Source organism: Lysobacter sp. BMK333-48F3 (genome assembly GCF_019733395.1).
Classification (GTDB): domain Bacteria; phylum Pseudomonadota; class Gammaproteobacteria; order Xanthomonadales; family Xanthomonadaceae; genus Lysobacter.
Map to the genome: position 1 here is coordinate 4,760,357 of NZ_JAIHOO010000001.1, position 19,184 is coordinate 4,779,540.

The 19,184-nt window shown below is 69.6% G+C and carries 8 protein-coding genes; 6 read left to right on the forward strand and 2 right to left on the reverse strand.

Annotated features, from left to right (window positions below):
* Positions 1-187: 187 nt before the first annotated feature.
* Both rocF and K4L06_RS20510 read right to left on the reverse strand, forming a co-directional pair.
* Positions 188-1,111 carry an arginase gene (gene rocF, locus K4L06_RS20505; RefSeq protein WP_221673142.1) on the reverse strand — a complete coding sequence of 308 codons (924 nt, stop codon included), beginning with the start codon at positions 1,109-1,111 and terminating at the stop codon, positions 188-190.
* 100 nt (positions 1,112-1,211) lie between these two features.
* Positions 1,212-1,985: a ferredoxin--NADP reductase gene (locus K4L06_RS20510; RefSeq protein WP_221673143.1), complete on the reverse strand. Its 774-nt coding sequence runs from the start codon at positions 1,983-1,985 to the stop codon at positions 1,212-1,214.
* 669 nt (positions 1,986-2,654) lie between these two features.
* Here K4L06_RS20510 and K4L06_RS20515 point away from each other — a divergent pair.
* The 6 genes from K4L06_RS20515 (at position 2,655) to K4L06_RS20540 (ending at position 19,178) form a co-directional block, all read left to right on the forward strand.
* Complete coding sequence (locus K4L06_RS20515; protein WP_221673144.1) at positions 2,655-3,464, forward strand: sterol desaturase family protein; 810 nt, start codon at positions 2,655-2,657, stop codon at positions 3,462-3,464.
* Between the two features lie 98 nt (positions 3,465-3,562).
* Positions 3,563-13,045, forward strand: a complete 9,483-nt coding sequence (locus K4L06_RS20520; protein ID WP_221673145.1) for an HSAF biosynthetic non-ribosomal peptide synthetase/polyketide synthase — start codon at positions 3,563-3,565, stop codon at positions 13,043-13,045.
* The gene (locus tag K4L06_RS20525; RefSeq protein WP_221673146.1) at positions 13,035-14,813 is read left to right on the forward strand and encodes an NAD(P)/FAD-dependent oxidoreductase; all 1,779 of its coding nucleotides are present in this window, start codon (positions 13,035-13,037) and stop codon (positions 14,811-14,813) included. Before K4L06_RS20520 ends, K4L06_RS20525 begins: the two co-directional genes overlap by 11 nt.
* Positions 14,814-14,832: 19 nt before the next feature.
* Entirely contained in the window at positions 14,833-16,566 is a 1,734-nt protein-coding gene (locus K4L06_RS20530; protein ID WP_221673147.1) for an NAD(P)/FAD-dependent oxidoreductase, read from the forward strand.
* The gene (locus K4L06_RS20535) at positions 16,563-18,026 is read left to right on the forward strand and encodes an MFS transporter (RefSeq protein WP_221673148.1); all 1,464 of its coding nucleotides are present in this window, start codon (positions 16,563-16,565) and stop codon (positions 18,024-18,026) included. The genes K4L06_RS20530 and K4L06_RS20535 overlap by 4 nt, the downstream gene beginning before the upstream one ends.
* Positions 18,027-18,164: 138 nt before the next feature.
* Positions 18,165-19,178, forward strand: coding sequence for a M15 family metallopeptidase (locus tag K4L06_RS20540; protein ID WP_221673149.1), 1,014 nt, complete (start codon positions 18,165-18,167; stop codon positions 19,176-19,178).
* Positions 19,179-19,184: the final 6 nt, after the last annotated feature.

The window sequence follows — 19,184 nt, forward strand, 5'->3', positions numbered from 1 at the left end:
ATAAGCGCGCATTCGTACGAACGTTCGGATCGGACCGGGCGCTGGGCAAGCATGCAGCAGCGAACAGGCGCGGCCAGCCTCATCCGCCGCCCGAACAGCGGATCGCCGCGACCCTAGCCGCGGCGCAAGCGCCGCCCTCCCACCGCCCAATCCCGATTCCCGATTCCCCATTCCCGCCCTAAAGCCCTCAAGCCCTCGCCAACGTCGACTTGCCGAACAGGCTCTCGACCAGATCGATCGCGATCAGGGCGGTGTGGTTGTCGCGGTCCAGGATCGGGTTGAGCTCGACGATATCCAGCGAGCCGATACAGCCGCTCTCGGCGATCATCTCCATCGCCAGTTGCGCCTCGCGGTAGTTCGGCCCGCCGGCGACCACGGTGCCGACGCCGGGGGCGATGCTGGGGTCGAGGAAGTCGACGTCGAAGCTGACGTGCAGATGGGTGTCGGCGTCGATGCCGTCCAGCGCCTCCTCCATCACCCGCTTGATGCCGATGTCGCCGATCCGGCGCATGTCGTACACCGGCAGGCCGAGCTGCTTGATCAGCTGCTTCTCGCCGGGGTCGACCGAGCGCGTGCCGATCTGGCGCATCTCGCCGACCTGCATCGCCGGCGCTTCGCCGCCGAGCCGGGTCAGGCACGGCGGCCCCATGCCGATCAGGCAGGCCACCGGCATGCCGTGCATGTTGCCGGTCGGGGTGATCTCGTGGGTGTTGAAGTCGGCGTGCGCGTCCAGCCACAGCACGCGCAGCTTCTTGCGCCGCTCGCGGCAATGGCGGGCGACCGCGGTGATCGAGCCCAGGCCGAGGCAGTGATCGCCGCCGAGCAGGATCGGCACCCGATCCTCGCGCAGTTCGGCGGCGACCGCGTCCATCACGTTGCGGTTCCAGGCCACCACCTCGTCGAGATGGCGGTAGCCGCCGACCGGCGACGACCAGGGGTTGGGCGGGCCGTCGAGGTTGCCGCGGTCGGCGACGTCCAGGCCGAGGCCGCGCAGGGCCTCGGTCAGTCCGGCGATGCGCAGGGCTTCCGGTCCCAGGCGCGCGCCGCGCGCGCCGGCGCCGACGTCGGTGGGCGCGCCGATCAGACTGACCGGCGTGGCAGTGCGACTCATGGTGCGAATCCTCAGGCAGGGGCGCAGCGCCGCGCCGCCTGCAGCGGCGGCGACGGCGGTGGCGCAGATGAAAGGAAGCGGCGGGCAGCGCGCGGCCGGGTCACTTCTCCACGAAGGCGCGCTCGATCACGAAGTCGCCCGGCTCGCGGGTCCGCGGCGAAGGCTTGAAACCGCGCCCTTCCAGCAGGGTCGAGGTGTCGTCGAGCATCTGCGGACTGCCGCACAGCATCACCCGGTCTTCGGCCGGGTTCAGCGGCGGCAACCCCAGGGTCTGCGCCATCAGGCCGTCGGCGATCGCGTCGGTGATCCGGCCGCGGTTGCGGAACGGCTCGCGGGTCACGCTGGGGTAGTACTTGAGCTGGCGGCGCACCGCCTCGCCGAGGAACTCGTGCGCCGGCAGTTCCCGCTCGAGGAAATCGGCGTAGGCCAGGTCGCTGACGTGGCGCACGCCGTGCGCCAGCACTACGGTCTCGAAGCGCTCGTAGGTGGCCGGGTCGCGGACGATGCTCAGGAACGGCGCCAGGCCGGTGCCGGTGCCGAGCAGGTACAGGCGCTTGCCCGGGTTGAGGTCGTTGAGCACCAAGGTGCCGGTGGGCCGACGGCTGACCAGGATCGAATCGCCGTTGTTGATGTGTTGCAGGCGCGAGGTCAAGGGACCGTCGGGCACCTTGATGCTGAAGAACTCCAGATGGTCTTCGTAGTGCGCGCTGGCGATCGAGTAGGCGCGCATCAGCGGCCGGCCCTCGACCTCCAGGCCGACCATGACGAAGTGGCCGCTGTCGAAGCGGAAGCCGGGGTCGCGGGTGGTGCGGAAGCTGAAAAGGCTGTCGTTCCAGTGCTTGACCTCGATAACGCGCTCTGTCGCCAACTGCATCGTCCTGACTCCTTGTTATGAAAAATCCCGGCCGCACCCGCGCGCGGCGATATTCGTCACGCGGCTGACGTGCGGGCGTCATTATTGGGTGCCAGCGCGGGCGGCTCGCATCGGCGCCGGCGGCGATTCGGCCCACCAATACCAGCACATAATATTTCCCACTTGGGAATCAATGTTCCAAAGAATGATCAGCGTCACTCGCCCAGCGGGACTGCGCCTTTGACTGCGGCTCGGGCTAGCGTCGATTATTAGCCGCCCGAGAAAATCGGCATTCGCGACAAATCCCCTTCTCCGCAAACAGCGACCACGCCCTGACCGCGTGCGTCAGCTGACGCCCTTGGTCACCCCTGAGGCTCGCATGGACGTTCGGCAGTCAGGCATAAACACCATAAAATCAACAATTTGCGAAGAACATGCCGCATATCCGCGGCGATTACCGCGCGCCGCACCGGATTCGCCGCGCATATTCCAGAATATTGCGAAAATACTTTCATGAGCGCGCCTACGGATTCCGAACGAATGGTGATTGGCGTCGCGGTAGAAAATTGTGACCAGAAACTAGAAGTTTCCATTTCACCGCCTTTTCACGCCGCCTGCGTAAAGACGACGGCGGTCGCACCGGCGCGGCGGTGGCGCCAGCTCCTGCGTTATATCGCCCATCCTTTGCTGATGCTGGCGGTAGTTACTTATGCCGGCGCCGGCCTGATTCTGGATTGGGATCCGGGTCCGGCCAGTTTCGGCTTCGTGTTCGCCACTATTTTCTATCTGGCGATTCTCGAATTTATTATTCCGTACCAGCGCGCATGGCAGCCCAGCGGACGCGAATGGGGCCTGTACGCGGTCTATTTCGTGCTCACCGTGAGCGCCGGCGCGTTCGCTCAGCTGCCGGTCGCGGCGGCGGTGGCGGCGCTGTCGCCGCTGGATCCGGCGCTGCCGCTGTGGGCCGAGATCCCGCTCGCGCTGTTGCTCAGCTCGCTGGCCAGCTACGCGATCCATCGCGCCGGCCACGACATCCCGCTGCTGTGGCGCCTTCACGGCGTGCATCACGTGCCGGACAAGGTCAACGTCGCCAACAACGGCGTCAACCACGTGTTCGACGTGGTGCTGTCGCAGTTCGCGGTGCAGCTGCCGCTGGCCCTGGCCGGCTTCTCGGCGCCGTCGCTGTACGCGGTCGGCATCTTCGTCATCGCCCAGGGCTACTTCGTCCACGCCAACATCGACGTGCGCCTGGGCTGGCTCAACCAGTTGCTCGCCAGTCCCGAGCTGCACCGCATGCACCACAGCTGCGACCGCAGCGAAGCCGGTCATTTCGGCTCCGACCTGTCGATCTGGGACCGGCTGTTCGGCAGCTACACCTGGCGGCCGGATCGGCGGCCGCGCGGGATCGGCCTGTTCGATCCCGGCTCGTTTCCGCGCACCGGCGCGGTGTTCTCGACCCTGATCCATCCGCTGCGGCCGCGCACCAAGCGCGCGCCCTGAGCGCTGCGTTACCGAATGGCGCGCGGTAGCGCCACGACTTTCATCGCCCGTCCCTCACCTCCCCGGCGTCGCCCGACGTAAAGAACAAGGACTCGATCATGACGGACCCCAGCAAGAACGCCTCCCTCCGCGACCACGCCGACGGCGCCGCGCCCGCAGCCGCCGATGCCGCCGCGCAGGCCGCGGCGGGCCAGGCGCACGAGCCGCTCGAACGCATCGCCATCGTCGGCATCGGTTGCCGCCTGCCCGGCGGCGCCTGCGACCATCGCGGCTTCTGGCAGAACCTGATCGAAGGCAAGGACTGCCTGACCGATACGCCGCTCAACCGTTACGACGTGGCCACCCTGGGCAGCCGCGACAAGAGCAAGCCCGGCCGCCTGGTCGGCGGCCGCGGCGGCTACATCGAGGGCTTCGACGAATTCGATCCGGCGTTCTTCGGCATCAGCCCGCGCGAGGCCGACTACATGGATCCGCAGCAGCGCAAGCTGCTGGAAGTGGCCTGGGAAGCGCTGGAGGACGGCGGCCAGAAGCCGGCCGAACTGGCCGGCCGCGACATCGGCGTGTTCGTCGGCGCCTTCACCCTGGACTACAAGATCGTCCAGTTCGCCGATCTCAGCTTCGAGACCCTGGCCGCGCACACCGCCACCGGCACGATGATGACGATGGCGTCGAACCGGATCTCGTACTGCTTCGACTTCCGCGGCCCCAGCCTGTCGATCGACACCGCCTGCAGCTCCTCGCTGGTCGCGGTGCACCTGGCCTGCCAGAGCCTGCGCCGGCGCGAGACCAGCCTGGCCCTGGCCGGCGGCACCCTGCTGCACATGACCCCGCAGTACACCATCGCCGAAACCAAGGGCGGCTTCCTGTCGCCGGAAGGCAAGTCGCGCACCTTCGACGCCGCCGCCAACGGCTACGTGCGCGCCGAAGGCGTCGGCCTGGTCGCGCTCAAGCGCCTGGACGACGCGGTGCGCGACGGCGACCCGATCTATGCGGTGATCGTCGGCACCGGGGTCAACCAGGACGGCCACAGCAACGGCATCACCGTGCCCAACCCCGACGCCCAGGTCGCGCTGATCGAACGCGTCTGCCGCGAAGCCGGGATCGTGCCGGGCAGCCTGCAGTACATGGAAGCGCACGGCACCTCGACCCCGGTCGGCGACCCGATCGAGGCCAAGGCGCTGGGCCGCGCGCTGGCGGTCGGGCGCAAGCCCGGCGACGAGTGCTACGTCGGCTCGGTCAAGACCAACATCGGCCACACCGAGGCCGCCGCCGGCGTCGCCGGCCTGATCAAGACCGCGCTCGCGCTCAAGCACAAGACCATCCCGCCGCACATCAACCTGCAGACGGTCAACCCGGACATCGACCTGGCCTCGATGCCGTACAAGATCCCGACCCAGGTCACGCCGTGGCCGGCGCACGAAGGCCCGGCCCGCGCCGGGGTCAACTCGTTCGGCTTCGGCGGCACCAATGCGCACGTGCTGCTGGAGGAAGCGCCGCTGCCGGCGCCGCTGGCCGTCGCTGCAGGCGACAGCGCCGGCCGCGCCGCCGGCGGCTACAACGTGCTGCCGCTGAGCGCGCGCGACGCCTCGGTGCTGCCGGCCCTGGCCGCGGGCATCGCCCGCGAACTGGAGCGCGAAGGCGACGAGCGCATCGAGCTGGGCGATCTGGGCTACACCCTCGCCCACCGCCGCCAGCACCTGGAATCGCGCCTGGGCGTGGTCTACGACAGCCGCGAGTCGCTGCGCGAACGCCTGACCGCGTTCGCCGCCGGCGAGGCGCACCCGCACCTGGTCGCCGACGAGCGCCGGGCGACGCCGCCGAAGCTGGCCTGGGTGTTCACCGGCATGGGCCCGCAATGGTGGGCGATGGGCCGGCAGCTGTTCGAGAACGAGCCGGTCTACCGCGAGGTCATCGAGCGCTGCGACCGCGAACTGGCCAAGCACGTCGACTGGTCGCTGATCGGCGAAATGAACGCCGCCGAAGCCGAGTCGAAGATGAGCGAGACCTGGCTGGCGCAGCCGGCCAATTTCGCCGTGCAGATCGCCCTGGCGGCGATGTGGCGGGCCAAGGGCGTGCGCCCGGACGCCATCGTCGGCCACAGCACCGGCGAAGTCGCGGCCTTCTACGAGGCCGGCGTCTACACCCTGGAGCAGGCGGTGCGGGTGGTCGTGCACCGCAGCCGCCTGCAGCAGAAGCTGGTCGACACCGGCACCATGCTAGCGGTCAGCCTGACCGAAGCCGAAGCCCTGCGCCGGGTGCGCCCCTACGGCGACCGGGTCTCGGTCGCCGCGGTCAACAGCCCGACCGCGATCACCCTGGCCGGCGACCAGGACGCCCTGGCCGAACTGGCCGAGAAGCTGCAGGCCGAGCAGTTGTTCGCCAAGTTCCTGAGCGTGCGCGTGCCCTACCACAGCGCCAAGATGGACCTGATCAAGGACGAATTGCTGGAGTCGCTGGACGGCCTGGCGCCGCATCCGGCGCAGGTGCCGCTGTACATGACCGCCAAGCCCGGCATCGCCGCCGGCCACGAACTCGACGCCGGCTACTGGTGGGAGAACGTGCGCAACAGCGTCGGCTTCCGCGCCGCGATCGACCAGATGGCCCACGACGGCTACGACCTGTTCCTGGAAATCGGCCCGCACCCGGTGCTCGGCCACTCGATCAACGAATGCTTCGCCGCGCGCGGCGCCAGCGCGCGCAGCCTGCCCTCGATCCGCCGCCAGGAAGACGAGGCCGCGCGCTTCGCCGCCTCGCTGGCCGGCCTGCACAACCTCGGCGCGAGCATCGACTGGAACGCGCTGCATGCGCTGGGCCGCCCGCTGCCGCTGCCGCGCTATCCGTTCAAGCGCGACCGCTACTGGGTCGAACCGCGTCCGGTCGAACAGGTCCGCCTCGGCCAACTCGACCACGCCCTGCTCGGCCGGCGCATGGCGGTGGCCGAACCGACCTGGGAAGCCAAGCTCGACGCCGAACGCATGCCCTACCTGGAAGACCACCGCATCCAGGGCAACGTGCTGTTCCCCGCCGCCGGTTACATCGAAATGGCGACCCAGGCCGTGCGCGCGCTGACCGGCGGCCACGGCGCCGCGATCGCCGACATCGAACTGCGCAAGGCGCTGTTCCTGCCCGAGGCCGAAGCCGCGACCGTGCAGCTGTCGTTCGCCTCCGACGGCGCCAGCTTCCACGTATCCAGTCTGTCCGCCGACGGTCAGGACCGCACCGTTCACGCCAGCGGCAGCGTGCGCGCCAGCCAGGGGCGGCGCGGCGGCGCGGCGCTGGACGTGCGCGCGGTGCGCGAGCGCAGCCCGCTGTTCCTGGCGCGCTCGGCCTGCTACGACGCGCTGGCGCGGATGGGCTATCACTACGGCCCGGCGTTCCAGGGCATCGAAGAGGTCTGGGTCGGCCGCGGCGAGGCCCTGGCCCGGATCGTGCCGACCGAACGCCTGCAGGGCGGCGCGGCCGACCACCACTTCCACCCGGCCATGCTCGACGCCTGCTTCCAGACCCTGCTGACGCCGCAGATCCTGCAGCAGGCCGAGGACGGCCCCGCCGACAGCGGCATCCGCCTGCCGCTGTCGATCGAGGAGGTGCGCACCGACGCGATCGGCGACCGCGCCCTGTGGGTGCACGCCAGCGTGCGCCACGACGGCGGCGACGAACTGATCGGCGACATCGCGGTCTACGACGAGCACGGCGCCCCGCTCGGCTACGTCGCCGGCTTCCGCGCCGCCAACGTCGAGAACGCCAGCGCCAAGGTGAACCTGGCGACGATCGACAACTGGCTGGCCGAAACCCGCTGGGTCGAGCTGGCGCCGATCGCGACCGCAGACGGAGCGGTCGCGGACGAAGCGGTCGACGGCAGCGCCGCGACGCCGAGCTGGCTGATCCTCGCCGATGCCCAGGGCGTCGGCGACGAACTGGCCGCACTGGCGCAGGCGCGCGGCGAGCGCGTGCACCTGGTCCGCCCGGGCAAGCGCTACAAGCTGGAAAAGGATCTGCGCGAGTCGGCCGTGGTGCCGGGCGCGTTCAAGGATCTGCAGCGCCTGTTCGCCGATCTGGCCAAGGCCGGCGCCGGCGAGTTCGCCCGCGTCGTCCACCTGTGGAATCTCGACCAGCCGCATCTGGAACAGGTCGATGCGACCGAACTCAAGGCCGGCAACGCCCGCGGCGCCTATTCGCTGATCGCGCTGAGCCAGTCGCTGCTGGCCTCGCAGCCCGACGCGCGCCTGCACATCGTCACCCGCGCCGCGCAGGCGGTGGCCGACCGCGACGACGTCGAGCCGCTGGGCGCGCCGGCCTGGGGCATCGGCCGAGTGCTGTGGTACCAGGAACTGGTCGCCCAGCGCGGCAAGCTGATCGACCTGCAGGCCGCCGCCGAAGCAACCGGCGCAGCCGCCGACGCGGCGCGCCGCGCCGAGGCCGAGTCCCTGCTGGCCGAAATGCTGCAGCAGGACGAAGACGAAATCGCCCTGCGCGACGGCAAGCGCTACACCAGCCGGTTGCAGCCGGCCGACGCGCTGACCCGGCCGCTGCCGCTGCGCCTGCGCGCCGACGGCGCCTACCTGGTCACCGGCGCGTTCGGCGCGCTCGGCCGGTTGCTCTGCCGCACCCTGGTCAAGCGCGGCGCGCGCAAGCTGATCCTGGTCGGCCGCAGCAAGCTGCCGCCGCGCGCGCAATGGAGCGACACCGATCCGGCCAGCGCGGTCGGCCGCAACGTGCGCTTCATCAAGCAGTTGGAGCTGCTCGGCGCCGAGCCGATCCTGGCCCAGCTCGACATCACCGACGAGGGCGCGCTCGCCGCCTGGCTGCAGGACTACAAGCAGCGCGACCTGCCGCCGATCCGCGGCGCCTTCCACCTCGCCGGCCAGGTCCGCGACACCTTGCTCGGCGAAATGACCCGCGACGCCTTCGATCCGGTCTACGACCCCAAGGTGATCGGCGGCTGGCTGCTGCACCGGCACCTGATCGACCAGCCGCTGGAGCACTTCGTCCTGTTCGCCTCGATCGCCTCGCTGGTGACCACCGCCGGCCAGACCAACTACGCCGCCGGCAACGCCTTCCTCGACGCCCTCGCCCATCACCGCCGCGCGCTCGGCCTGCCGGCGCTGAGCCTGGACTGGGGCCCGTGGGCCACCGGCATGATCGAAGAGCTGGGCCTGATCGACCATTACCGCAACAGCCGCGGCATGAGCTCGCTCTCGCCCGACGCCGGCATGGACGTGCTGGAACGCGTGATCGGCCAGGACCGCGCCCAGTTGCTGGTCGCGACCGTGGTCGACTGGCCGATCTTCCTGGCCTGGTACGCCTCGCCGCCGCCGCTGGTGAGCGAGTTGGCCAAGCACGGTGCCGGCGCCGACAGCGGCGAGCGCGGCAGCTTCGTCGAAACCTTCCGCGCCGCCGACGGCGACACCCGCCGGCGCCTGCTCGACGAACGCTTCCACGCCTTGATCGCCCAGGTGATGCGTATCAAGAGCGAGCAGATCGACACCGACGCCAGCCTCAACGCGCTGGGCCTGGACTCGCTGCTGGCGATGGAGCTGCGCGCGCGCATCCACACCGAGCTCAAGGTCGCCCTGCCGGTGGTCACCTTGCTCAGCAGCAGCTCGATCGGCACCCTCGGCGATCAGCTTTACGCCGGCCTGGCCGAACTGGTCGCCGGCGACGGCGGCGACAGCGACGCCTCGGGCTTCGTCGCCCACAGCGACGAAACCCGCTATCCGCTGACCCAGAACCAGAACGCGCTGTGGTTCCTCAAGCAGCTCAACCCCGACGGCTTCGCCTACAACATCGGCGGCGCGGTCGAGGTGCGCACCGAACTGGAGCCGGAACTGATGTTCGAAGCGGTGCGCCGATTGATCGCTCGCCATCCCAGCCTGCGCGCCAACTTCATGCTCGACCAAGGCCATGCGGTGCAGAAGATCTCGGCCGAGGGCAAGCACGACCTGGCCCTGTTCGACGTCCAGGACAAGCCCTGGGACGAGGTCTACCAGCAGATCATCCGCGAGTACCGCAAGCCCTACGACCTCGAACACGATCCGCTGGTGCGCTTCCGTCTGTTCAAGCGCGGCAAGGACCGCTGGGTGATCATGAAGGCCGTCCACCACATCATCTCGGACGCGATCTCCACCTTCACCTTCATCGAGGAACTGCTGTCGATCTACGAGGGCCTGCGCCGCGGCGAACAGGTCCAGCTGGCGCCGGTGCGCGCGCGCTACCTGGACTTCCTCAACTGGCAGAACCGCTTCCTCGCCACCCGCGACGCGGCCAAGATGCTGGACTACTGGCAGGACCATCTGCCGGCGCAGGTGCCGATCCTCAACCTGCCCACCGACAAGCCGCGCCCGATCGTGCAGACCCATAACGGCGCGTCGGAGTTCTTCGCCCTCGACCCCGAGCTGAGCGCGCGCATCCACCAGCTGGCGCGCGACAACGGCGTCACCGTGTTCATGGTGCTGCTGAGCGCCTACTACCTGCTGCTGCACCGCTACACCGGCCAGGACGACGTGATCGTCGGCAGCCCGGTCATGGGCCGCACCCAGGAGGAGTTCGCCCAGGTCTACGGCTACTTCGTCAACCCGCTGCCGCTGCACGTCAACCTGGCTTCGCAGCCCAGCGTCGCCGAACTGTTAGCGCAGGTGCAGCGCATCGTCCTCAACGGCCTGGACAACCAGGAATACCCGTTCGTGCTGCTGGTCGAGAAGCTCGGCCTGCAGCACGACCCGAGCCGCTCGGCGGTGTTCCAGGCGATGTTCATCCTGCTCGCGCACAAGGTCGCGACCGAGAAGTACGGCTACCGCCTGGAGTACATCGAACTGCCGGAAGAAGAAGGCCAGTTCGACCTGACCCTGTCGGCCTACGAGGACGAGGCCGACCAGCGCTTCCACTGCGTGTTCAAGTACAACACCGACCTGTTCCTGCCGCAGACCATGCAGCGGCTGGCTGGGCATTACGTCAACCTACTCGATGAACTGACCCGCGCCGCGGCCTCGACCTCGATCGCCCGGCTGCGCCTGCTCGGCGACGACGAGCGCCGCACGGTGCTGGAGCAGTGGAGCGGCGCGGCCGACACGGTCGAAGCCGCGCGCCCGGTGCACGAACTGATCGGCGACGTCGCCCGGGCCCGGCCGGACGCGGTCGCGGTATCGGCGCCGAGCGAATCCGGCGCGGTGCGCCAGCTCAGCTACGGCGAACTTGAGCGGCGCTCCAACCGCCTGGCGCGCAAGCTGATCGAGCTCGGCGTCGGCGAAGGCACGGTGGTGGCGCTGTGCTTGGACAAGTCGCCGGAACTGATCGTGACCCTGCTCGCGGTGCTCAAGGCCGGCGGCGCCTACCTGCCGCTGGATCCGGACTACCCGGCCGAGCGTCTGGCCTACATGGCCAGCCACGCCCAGGCCCGGTTCGCGGTGGTCGACGAAAGCCGCCGCGCGCGCCTGGCCGGCTGGGACGGCGACGTGCTGACTCCGGACGACCTGCACCTGATCGCCGACGCCGACACCGATGCCTCGACGCTGGACCTGGCCGTATCGCCGTCGGCTGCCGCCTACGTGATCTACACCTCCGGTTCGACCGGCAAGCCCAAGGCGGTGCGGGTCACCCACGCCAACCTGGCCTCGGCCTACGCGGGCTGGGAGCGCGAGTACCGCCTGAGCGAGACCGGCGCCCATCTGCAGATGGCCAGCTTCTCCTTCGACGTGTTCGCCGGCGACCTGGTGCGGGCGCTGTGCTCCGGCGCCAAGCTGGTGCTGGTGCCGCGCGAGCTGCTGTTCAACACCGAGCGCCTGTACCGGACCATGCTCGACGAGCAGGTCGACGCGGCCGAGTTCGTGCCGGCGGTGGTGCGTTCGGTGATGGACTACTGCGAACGCGAAGGCCGACGCCTGGACTTCATGCGCCTGCTCGCGGTCGGCTCGGACGTGTGGAAGGTCGAGGAGTACCGGCGCCTGCGCGCCCTGGCCGGGCCGTCCAGCCGGGTGGTGAACTCCTACGGCCTCAGCGAAGCGACCATCGACAGCACCTACTTCGAGGGTCCGACCGACGACCTCGACCCCAGCCGGATGGTGCCGATCGGCCGTCCGTTCCCGAACAGCGCGCTGTACATCCTCGACGCGCACCGCCAGCCGGTGCCGGCCGGGGTGCCGGGCGAGCTGTGGATCGGCGGCGGCGGCGTCAGCGCCGGCTACGTCGGCGACGACGCCCAGACCGAGCAGCGTTTCGTCGAGCTCGAACTCGGCGACGGCCGCCTGCGCCGGCTGTATCGCAGCGGCGACCTGGCGCGCTGGAGCGCGTCCGGCGAAGTGCAGCTGATCGGCCGCGTCGACAGCCAGGTCAAGGTGCGCGGGCACCGGGTCGAGATCGGCGAGATCGAATCCCAGCTCGCCGCCTGGCCGGCGATCCGCGAGGCGGTGCTGACCGTGCGCGACGACGGCCGCGGCGAAGCCTCGCTGTGCGCCTACTGCGTGCCGGCCGACGCCGGCGAACGGCTGAACTGGCGTGCGCTGCGCGAACACCTGGCCAGCTACCTGCCGACCTTCATGATCCCGGCGCGCTTCGTCCAGCTCGACGCCCTGCCGCTGTCGGCCAACGGCAAGGTCGACCTGGCCGCGCTGCCGGCGCCGGACGCCAACGCCGGCGCGGCCGAGTTCGAGCCGCCGACCACCCTGTTCGAGCTGCGCATGGCCGAGCACTGGCAGCGCCTGCTCGGGCTGGAGCAGGTGGGACTGCAGGACGACTTCTTCGAGGTCGGCGGCAGCTCGATCAAGCTGATCGAACTGATCTACAACCTGCAGACCGAGTTCAACATCGCCATCGCGGTCAGCCAGTTGTTCAAGGTCACCACCCTGCACGGCATGGCCAAGACGGTGGAGGCGATCAGCACCGGCCGCATCGCCGGCGCCCAGCCCTATCTGCGCTTCAACGTCGGCCACGGCCCGACCATCTTCTGCTTCCCGCCGGCCGGCGGCCACGGCCTGGTCTACCGCCAGCTCGCGGTGCACCTGCCCGAGTACGAATTCGTTTCGTTCAACTACATCCTCGGCGACGAGAAGGTGGCCAGCTACGCCGACCTGATCGAGAGCATCCACGCCGACGGCCATTGCACTCTGTTCGGCTACTCGCTCGGCGGCAACCTCGCCTTCGAAGTGGCCAAGGAACTGGAGCGCCGCGGCCGCGAGGTGCCGAACGTGGTGATCATGGACTCGTACCGGATTCCGGAGTCGTTCGAGCTCGGCAACGAGCACTTCGAAGCCTTCGAACGCGAGCTCAGCGAGCACCTGCGCAAGCACACCGGCTCGGAGATCGTCGCCGAGGAGACCCTGCAGCAGGCCAAGGACTACATCCGCTTCTGCAGCCAGACCCCGAACACCGGGATGGTTTCGGCGCCGGTCAGCGTGATCTCCGACGAGGACAAGGTGGTGTTCTACGGCACCGGCCACCGCGGCACCTGGCACGGCAGCTCGACCACCCGCACCGAGGTGTTCAAGGGCTTCGGCAAGCACGCCGACATGCTCGACCAGGACTACATCGCCCTCAACGCCGCGCTGGCGCGCGGCATTCTGGTCGGGGAGGTCAGCGATGCCGGCTGATTCCGGATACCGTCCCGAGCCGCCGGCGCGCGCCGGCGGCAAGTCCGCCGACGGGCCGCGCTGGGAGGCGCGCGCCCGCGGCCCCGGCGACAAGCCGCGGGTGATCGTGATCGGCGCCGGCGTAGCCGGCCTGGCCTCGGGCTGCTACGGCCAGATGAGCGGCATGGAGACGCGCATCTTCGAGAAGCACGTGCTGCCGGGCGGCTGCTGCACCGCCTGGTCGCGCCAGGGCTACATCTTCGATTACTGCATCGAGTGGCTCAACGGCACCGCGGCCGGCAACGACGCCAACCGGGTCTGGCGCGAACTGGGCGCGCTCGACGGCAAGTCGATCCGCCTGTTCGACAGCTTCAACACGGTCAGCGACGAGCAAGGCCGCTCGGTCACCTTCTACAACGATCCCGACCGGCTCGAGCGCCACCTGATCGACCTGTCGCCGATCGACGCGCCGCTGATCCGGCAGTTCTGCGACGACCTGCGCCGCTTCACCCGGATGGCCCTGCATCCGTTCCTGACCCCGCCGCCGCTGGAGAACTGGCGCGAGAAGTACGCCACCCTGCGCCAGGTGCTGCCGGCGTTCCGGCTGTTCTGGCGCAACGGCGCGACCCAGATGAACGATTTCGCCGATCGCTTCCAGGCCCCGCTGCTGCGCCGCGGCCTGCGCAACATCTTTTTCCAGGATCCTGGCAATTTCTCCCTGGTGCCCTACCTGTACAACATCGCCGAGGCGCACAACGGCAACGTCGGCTTTCCGCAGGGCGGCTCGCTCGGGCTGTCGCGCTCGATCGAGTCGCGCTATCTCGAACTGGGCGGACGCATCGATTACCGTGCCCGGGTCAGCCGGATCCTGGTCGAGAACGGACGCGCGGTCGGAATCGAGCTCAAGAACGGCGAGCGCCACTACGCCGACCACGTGATCGCCGCCTGCGACGGCCTGACCGCCTTGCGCAGCCTGCTCGACGGCAAGTACGGCAACCCGCGCGTGGACAAGCTCTACGACCAGGTCCTCGACCGACCCGGCGAGCGCTATCCCGGCGTGGTTTCGGCCTTCGTCGGCTTCGAGGGCGACCTGCCCGCGGACACGCCGCACAGCACCACCTACCTGCTCTCGGCGCAGGACGCCGACGCCTTGCCGGGCGCGGTCCAGGGCAGCCTGGTGGTGCAGCTGCGCTCGCGCTATTGCGAGGGTTTCGCCCCGCCCGGCCACTCGATCCTGCACTGCACCTACTTCAGCGACTACGACTACTGGAAGCGCCTGCGCAGCAGCGACCGCAAACAGTACTGGGCGCTCAAGCGCCAGGTCGCCGAGTTCGTGCGCGAGTTCCTCGAACGCCGCCATCCGGGCCTGGGCGCGCGGATCCGCCTGGTCGACGTCGGCACGCCGGCCTCGACCGAGCGCTACACCGGCAACTACAAGGGCGCGATCCTGGCCTGGAAGTCGCCCGAGGCCGACGACCTGATGGCCGACCTGGTCAAGAAGGACCGCATGCGCCTGCAAGGCCTGGGCGGGTTCTCGATGGCCGGACACTGGGTCGGCGGCGGCGGCCTGATCCGCTCTGCCTCGACCGGCCGCTTCGTCATCCAGTTCCTGTGCCGCGAATTCGGCCTGCCGTTCAAGGCCTGGGAAAGCGGCAACGCCACGCCGTGGCGGATCGAACAACTCGGCCATTTCCCGCAACTGGACAAGGGTCCGCCGCTGGAGCGCAGCACGCCGAAGCTGCGCGCGGCGGACGCCGCCGCCCCGACCGCACCGGCGCCCGTCGCCTGACCGCCAAGGAAGCCAGGACATGTCGCATACGTTGGGCAACAGAGAAAGCATGATCATCATCGGCGCCGGACTGGGCGGCCTGTCCACCGGCTGCTACGCGCAGATGAACGGCTACAAGACCCAGATCTTCGAAATGCACGAAATCCCCGGCGGCTGCTGCACCGCCTGGGAGCGCGGCGACTTCACCTTCGACTGCTGCATCAGCTGGCTGCTCGGCAACGGCCCGGGCAACGAGATGCACCAGATCTGGATGGAACTGGGCGCGCTGCAGGGCAAGCAGATGCGCCATTTCGACGTGTTCAACATCGTCCGCGGCAGCAACGGCCAGGTGGTGTACTTCTACTCCGACCCGGACCGGCTGGAAGCGCACCTGCTGGAGATCTCGCCGGCCGACGCCAAGCTGATCCGCGACTTCGTCGGCGGCCTGCGCAAGTTCCGCAAGGCCCTGGCGGTATACCCCTTCCTCAAGCCGGTCGGACTGATGGGGCGCTGGGAACGCTGGAAGATGCTGGCCTCCTTCGTCCCCTACTTCAACGCCATCCGCAAGTCGATCACGGTGCTGATGACCGACTACTCGGCCAAGTTCAAGGATCCGTTCCTGCGCGAGGCGTTCAACTTCATCCTGTACGAAAAGCACCAGAACTTCCCGGTACTGCCGTTCTACTTCCAGCTCGCCTCGCACGCCAACCTGTCCGCCGGCGTGCCCGAGGGCGGCTCGCTGGGCCTGGCCAAGTCGATCGAGGCGCGCTACCGCCGGCTCGGCGGCCAGGTGCACTACAACGCCAAGGTCGAGGAGATCCTGGTCGAGGACGACCGCGCGGTCGGCGTGCGCCTGAGCGACGGCCGCGAGGTCCGCGCCGACATCGTGGTCTCGGCCGCCGACGGCTACACCACGATGATGCGCTTCCTCAAGGGCCGCTACCTCAACGACACCTTCCGCAAGCTCTACACCGAAACCATCAACGAACCGCACATGGTGTTCCCGGGCTACTTCATCGCCTTCCTCGGCCTGGACAAGCCCTTCCCGGAAGGCGAGCCCTGCACCACCTACCTGCTGGAACCGGAGGAAGCCGAGGAGATGATCGGCATCCGCCACCCCAGCATCAACGTCCAGTTCCGCAGCCAGCACTACCCCGAACTGGCGCCGGACGGCACCAGCATCGTCTACGCCACCTACTTCTGCGACATCGCGCCGTGGCGCGCGCTCAACGAAGGCCCCGAGCAGGTCAGCCGGGTGCGCAAGGGCGAGGAGCTGCACACCCTGCCGGTGCGGCGCGGCCACGAGTACCACGCCGCCAAGCGCCGGGTCAGCAACGCGATGATCCGGTTCCTGGAGAAGCGCTACCCCGGGCTGAAGGATTCGATCAGCGTGCGCGACGTGTCCAGCCCGCTGACCCAGGTACGCTACACCGGCAATTTCGACGGCACCGTGCTCGGCTGGCAGCCGTTCGTGGAAAGCGGCGAAACCCTGGAGGAAGCGATCAAGGAACACGGCCCGGTGATGGAAGGCCTGTCGAACTTCTACATCTCCGGGGTGTGGGCGACCACCGGCGGGCTGATCCGCGCCGCCGCCGCCGGCCGCCACGTCATGCACTTCATCTGCAAGGACGACGGCAAGGACTTCACCGCCAGCATCGACCAGACCGCGCCGCCGCCGACCCATCTGATCGTACCGGTCGGTCCCGCCGCGCCCGGTGCGGCCGCGCCGCAGGGCTTTCCGCAACTGGCCGCGGCGCGGGCGGTCGGCGCATGAGCGCGGCCGCGGCGACGGACCGCCGCGCGGTCGGCGGGCTGATGCTGGCGGTGTTCCTGGGCGCGCTGGAGCAGACCGTGGTCGCGACCGCGCTGCCGGCGATCGTGCGCGAGCTGCAGCGCATCGACCTGCTCGGCTGGACGATCTCGGTGTATCTGCTGGCCACCGCCGCGGCCACGCCGGTGATCGCCAAGCTCGGCGACCTGCACGGCCGGCGCCGGCTGATGCACGCCTGCATCGGCTTGTTCGCGCTGGGTTCGCTGGCCTGCGCGCTGGCGCCGAGCATGCCGGCGCTGATCGCCGCGCGCGCCCTGCAAGGCGTCGGCGGCGCCGGGTTGATCGTGATCGCACAGGCGGCGGTGGCCGAGATCGCCGGGCCGCGCGAGCGCAGCCGTTACACCGGCTTGTTCGCGATGGTGTGGGCGCTGGCCGGGCTGATCGGGCCGGTGCTCGGCGGCCTGCTGACCGACGCGCTGGGTTGGCGCGCGGTGTTCTGGATCAATCTGCCCTTGGGCGCGCTGGCGCTGTGGGCCGGCGCGCCGGCGCTGCGCCGGCTCGGCATGGGCCGGCCCGGCGGGCGCATCGACCTGGCCGGCACGACGGTGTTCGTGCTCGCCACCTGCGCCCTGCTGACCGCGCTGTCGTGGGGCGGCGGCCGTTACCCCTGGCTGTCGGCGCCGGTGCTCGGCGGCTTCGCCGCGGCCGCGCTCGGCGCGCTGGTGTTCGCCCGCCAGCAAGGCCGCAGCGCCGAGCCGATGCTGCCGCCGGCCTTGCTGCGCGACGCGGTGATCGGCCCGGCCTTGCTGGTCTGTCTGCTGATGTACGGCTTCTACATCGCGGTGGCGGTGCTGATTCCGGCCTACTTCCAGATCGGCCACGGCCTGCCCGCCTCGCGCGCCGGCCTATTGCTGGTGCCGGCGCTGGTGGCCGGCGCGATCGGCGCGCTGGGCGCCGGTCGCTACGCCGCACGCAGCGGCGATTACCGGCGGCCGGTGTTGCTGGCGCTGCCGCTGGCGATGCTGGCCGCGCTGGCGATGGGACTGTGGGCCCAGTCGCTGAGCCCGCTCGCCGCGGCCCTGCTGTTCGCCGCGGTCGGCCTGGGCACCGGCCCGTGCAGCGCGCTGGTCAACGTGATCGCCCAGAACGCCGCGCCGGCCGAACAACTCGGCGCGGTCACCGGGGCGATGGCGTTCGCCCGCACCCTCGGCGCGGCGGTGGTCACCGCCGCCGGCTCGGCGCTGATCCTGCTGCACGTGCGCCAAGGCGGCGGCGAGTTCGCCGGCGCGCGGCTCAGCGAATTCGCCGCGCAGTCCCTGTCGGCGCCGACCCGCGAGCTGTTCCGCGCCGGTTTCGCCCAGTTGTTCTTCGCCACCGCCCTGGCGATGGTCGCGACCTGGCTGGTCTATGCGGCGATCCGTTCGCCGGTGCTGCGCCTGCGCCCGGCCGCGGCCGAGTCCTGAGACAGGCGCCGAATTGCGAACCCGCTCGCAGTTCGGCGCCCGGATCGGCGCCGGACTAGGGTCGTTCCCAGGTGGCGCCGGCCCAGGCCGCGTCGTGCAATGCGCCTACAGGGGCGCAATTACGACGAGGGACCGCTCATGGACAGCGTCAACGGCGCATCGCGCAGCAACGAAACCCAGTCCGCCAACGCCAGCGATCCGGCCCAGGCCACACCGACCGCGAGCGAGCTGCGCGAAGACGAACTGCGCGAAACCTTGCGCGAAAATCCGCAGGCGGTGGCCGCGCTGGACCGTCTGGTCGCCGACCAGAATTTCGCCCAACTGACCGACGAGCAGAAAGTCGAATCGCTGAATTCCTTCGCCGCCGCGCCCAACGCCGCCACCGCGAGCTATCTGCAAGGCGCCGCCGAACTCAGCCTGAATCCGCAGGCCACGCCGAGCGGCCTGACCCCGGACGCCGGCACCCTGACGCTCGACGGCGTCACTTACGGCATCGAACAAGGGCGTCTGCTCGATGCCCAGGGCCGCACGGTCGGCACCATCCGCAACGACGGCAGCCTGCAACTGGCGGTCGAAACCGCGCCGCGCAGCGTCTACGACAACATCTCCACCCGGGTCCAGCTGCAGGAACTCGACGGCACCCAGATGCGCAACGTGCTCGACCTGCACGCCGCCGATCCGCGCGGCCGCCTGGACAATCCCAACCTCAACCAGGAAGTCGCCAACCGGGTCACCGCGGTGATCGAGCAGGCGCGCCGCGAAGGCATGAACATGCGCGTGGACACCGCCTACCGCACGTTCGCCGAACAGGACGCGCTGTACGCGCAGGGCCGCACCGCGCCCGGCAACCGGGTCACCAACGCGCGCGCCGGCCAGTCCTGGCACAACTACGGCGTCGCGGTCGACCTGGTCTTCAACGACGCGAACGGCCGGCCCAGTTGGGCCGAGACCAACAACTGGGACCGCTACGGCCAGATCGCGGCGTCGCAGGGCCTGGAATGGGGCGGCAACTGGCAGGGGCTGGTCGATCGTCCGCATGTCGAGTACCACCCCGGCTTCGACGCCGGCGATGCGCGCAACATGATGCAAAGCTATCGCCAGGGCGGGCTGGAAGCGGTCTGGGACCGGATGGGCATCGGCCAGCAGCCTTGATCCGCA